This window comes from Streptomyces sp. YGL11-2 (assembly GCF_050054615.1).
In the GTDB taxonomy this organism is placed as follows: Bacteria; Actinomycetota; Actinomycetes; order Streptomycetales; family Streptomycetaceae; genus Streptomyces.
This window is the reverse complement of the sequence record NZ_JBNHIN010000127.1, coordinates 1-3,690: the sequence shown is the minus strand read 5'-3', so window position 1 is coordinate 3,690 and position 3,690 is coordinate 1. Positions and strand designations below refer to the sequence as shown.

Annotated in this window: 1 protein-coding gene; it reads right to left on the bottom strand. The window is 70.6% G+C overall.

Features of this window, described 5'->3' with window-relative positions; translation table 11 throughout:
• Positions 1-3,690, bottom strand: a 3,690-nt coding sequence (locus tag ACO1BR_RS43850) for a beta-ketoacyl synthase N-terminal-like domain-containing protein (RefSeq protein ID WP_426800710.1), incomplete at both ends; no start/stop codon positions are given.

Genomic DNA, 3,690 nt, shown 5'->3' with positions numbered 1-3,690 from the left:
ACCCCAGCACCACATGATCCGCCAACCACGGATGCGACGACAACGACAACCGCCCCGTGAACAACAACCCACCGGAACCCGCCAGTTCCACCACCGCACCCAACAACGGATGCCCAACCGAACCCAAACCCGCCGACCGCACATCACCCACACGCACAACCCCACCCGACGGCCAGAACCGCCCACGCTGGAACGCATACGTCGGCAAATCCACCCACCGCCCACCCACACCGGAGAACAGGGCCGCCCAGTCCACGCTCGCGCCCCGGACGTACAGCTGTGCCAGGGCTCCCAGCAGTGCCGTCTCCTCGGGACGGTCCTTGCGCAGTACGGGAGCGAGCACGGCGTCGTCCGGTGCGGACTCCCGGGCCATCGCCGAGAGCGCACCGTCCGGGCCGAGTTCGAGGAAACGCGTCACGCCTTCCGTGCGCAGGGCCCGTATCCCGTCCGCGAAGCGCACCGCCTCGCGGACGTGCCGGACCCAGTAGTCGGCCTGCGCGAGCTGTCCGGGCTCGGCGAGTCGGCCCGTCAGGTTGGACACGACGGAGATCGTCGGGGTGCCGAAGGACAGTCGGGCCACCACGGCCCGGAACTCCTCCAGCATCGGTTCCATGAGCGGCGAGTGGAAGGCATGCGAGACCCGCAGCCGACTGGTCTTGCGACCCTCACCCTCGAAACGCGCAGCAACCCCAAGCACCGCCTCCTCCACCCCGGAGACGACAACCGACGACGGACCGTTCACCGCCGCGATCGCCACACCCTCGACCAGGCACGCACGCACCTCCTCCTCCGACGCCCGCACCGCCACCATCGCACCACCAACCGGCAACGCCTCCTCCACCCCGGAGACGACAACCGACGACGGACCGTTCACCGCCGCGATCGCCACACCCTCGACCAGGCACGCACGCACCTCCTCCTCCGACGCCCGCACCGCCACCATCGCACCACCAACCGGCAACGCCTGCATCAACCGACCCCGCGCCACCACCAACACACACGCATCAGCCAGCGAGAAGACCCCCGCGACGTGAGCCGCAGCGACCTCCCCGACGGAGTGCCCGGCCACGAAGTCGGCGCGCACGCCCCACGACTCCGCCAGGCGGTACAGCGCCACCTCGATGGCGAACAGGCTGGCCTGGGCATAGGCGGTCTGGTTCAGCAGCTCCGCGTCCGCACCCCACACGACCTCACGCAGGGGCCGGTCCAGATGCTCATCCAAAGCGTCACACACCGCGTCGAACGCCTCCGCGAACACCGGATAGCGGTCATACAACTCCCGCCCCATGCCCAGGCGTTGCGAACCCTGGCCGGAGAAGAGGAACGCGGTCTTCCCCGTGCCCGACGGGCCCTCCGCCAGGCCGGCGTCGGACTCGCCCACCGCGAGCGCGGACAGGGCGCGCACCAGTGCGTCGCGGTCCTGGCCCCACACCACCGCACGGTTTGGGAAGCTGGTCCGTCCCGTCACCAGCGAGTGGCCGATGTGCCGCGCGGACAGCGTTTCGCGGCCGGCGACCAGGGACAGCAGGCGTGCCGCCTGGCAGCGCAGCGCGGCCTCGCTCCTGCCGGAGAGCACCCAGGCCAGCGCGCCGGGCTCGTCCTCGGCCTCCTCCGGTATGGCGTCGTCCGCGACCGGCTCGGGCTGCTCCAGGATCACGTGCGCGTTCGTGCCGCTGACGCCGAAGGAGGAGACGCCCGCGCGGCGCGGTCCCTCTCCCTGCGGCCACTCGGCCGCAGAGGTCAACAACTCCACCGCGCCCGCGTTCCAGTCCACGTGCCGGGACGGCGCATCAACATGCAGCGTCCGCGGCAGCACACCATGCCGCATCGCCAACACCATCTTGATGATGCCCGCGACACCCGAAGCCGCCTGCGCATGACCGATGTTGGACTTGACCGAACCCAGCAGCAGCGGCCGATCCTCCGGACGCTCCTGGCCGTAGGTCGCCAGCAGCGCCTGCGCCTCGATCGGGTCACCCAACGTCGTACCCGTGCCATGCGCCTCCACGGCGTCGACGTCGGCAGCGGTCAGTTGGGCGTTGGCCAGGGCCTGGCGGATCACCCGCTGCTGCGACGGACCGTTCGGCGCCGTCAGACCATTCGACGCACCATCCTGATTCACCGCCGAACCACGCACCACCGCCAACACCCGGTGCCCAAGACGACGCGCATCCGACAGACGCTCCAGCACGAGCATGCCCGCGCCCTCGCCCCAACCGACACCATCGGCGGCATCCGCGAACGCCTTGCAGCGCCCGTCGGCCGCCAGTCCACGCTGCCGCGAGAACTCCACGAACGTCGTCGGGGTGGACATCACCGTCACGCCGCCGGCGAGCGCCAACGAGCACTCGCCCGCCCGCAGCGCCTGCGCCGCCAGATGCAACGCCACCAACGACGACGAGCACGCCGTGTCCACCGTGACCGCCGGACCCTCGAAACCGAAGGTGTAGGACACCCGACCGGAGGCGATACTGGCCGCGCTGCCGTTGCTGCGGAAACCCTCGAACTGGTCACCTACGAGGAGGTCTTCGTAATCGGTGTACATCACGCCGGCGAAGACACCGGTCCGGCTGCCGCGCAGCGACGTCGGGTCGATGCCCGTCCGCTCGATGGCCTCCCAGGTCGTCTCCAGCAGCAGCCGCTGCTGCGAGTCCGTCGCCAGCGCCTCCCGGGGGCTCATCCCGAAGAACTCCGGGTCGAACTCCGGTGCCTCGTGGAGGAATCCTCCGGAGCGGGAGTACGAGGTGCCAAGCGCCTCGGGGTCCGGGTTGTAGAGGCTTTCCACGTCCCAACCGCGGTCGGTGGGGAAGTCGGACACCGCGTCCACGCCCTCGGACACCAGCCGCCAGAGGTCCTCGGGAGAGGCGACGCCGCCCGGGTAGCGGCAGCTCATGCCGACGATCACCACCGGGTCGTCGGCCGGCGCCACCAGCGACGGCACCCGCGCCGACGCCTCGGCCTCCGCCTGCGCGCCGAACAGCTCGGCCAGCAGGAAGTCGACGAGCGTGCCGGCCGTGGGGTAGTCGAAGACGGCTGTGGCCGAAAGGCGCATGCCGCTCGCCGTGTTGAGCCGGTTGCGGAGTTCGACCGCGGTCAGCGAGTCGAAACCGAGGTCCTGGAAGGCCCGGTCCGGATCGACGGTCTCCGGGCTGGCGTGCCCCAGGACCACGGCTATCTGGGCGCGCACCAAGTCCAGCAGCGCCTCGCGCCGTTCCGCCGTGCCCAGTCCGGACAGACGCCCCACCAGGCCGGCGGCCGCGGCCGGGTCGGCCACCGCCGAGCGCCGGGCGCGGGTCCGGATCAGACCGCGCAGCAAGGGGGGCACCTCTCCCTGCTCGCGCAGCCCCGCCAAGTCGAAGCGTACGGGGAGCAGTTGGGCGCCATCGGCCGCCAGTGCGGCGTCGAAGAGTGCCACGCCCTGCTCTGCGGACAGCGGCGGCATGCCCTGGCGGGCGATGCGCTGCAGGTCGGCATCGGTGAGAGTGCCGGTCATACCACTGTCCTGCGACCACGGGCCCCACGCCAACGACGTCGCCGCAAGACCCGCCGCACGACGATGACGCGCCAACCCGTCCAAGAAGGCGTTACCCGCAGCGTAGTTGGCCTGACCGGGACTACCGATCGTGCCCGCCACCGACGAGAACACCACAAACGCATCCAAATCCAGATGCCTGGTCGCCTCGTGCAGAT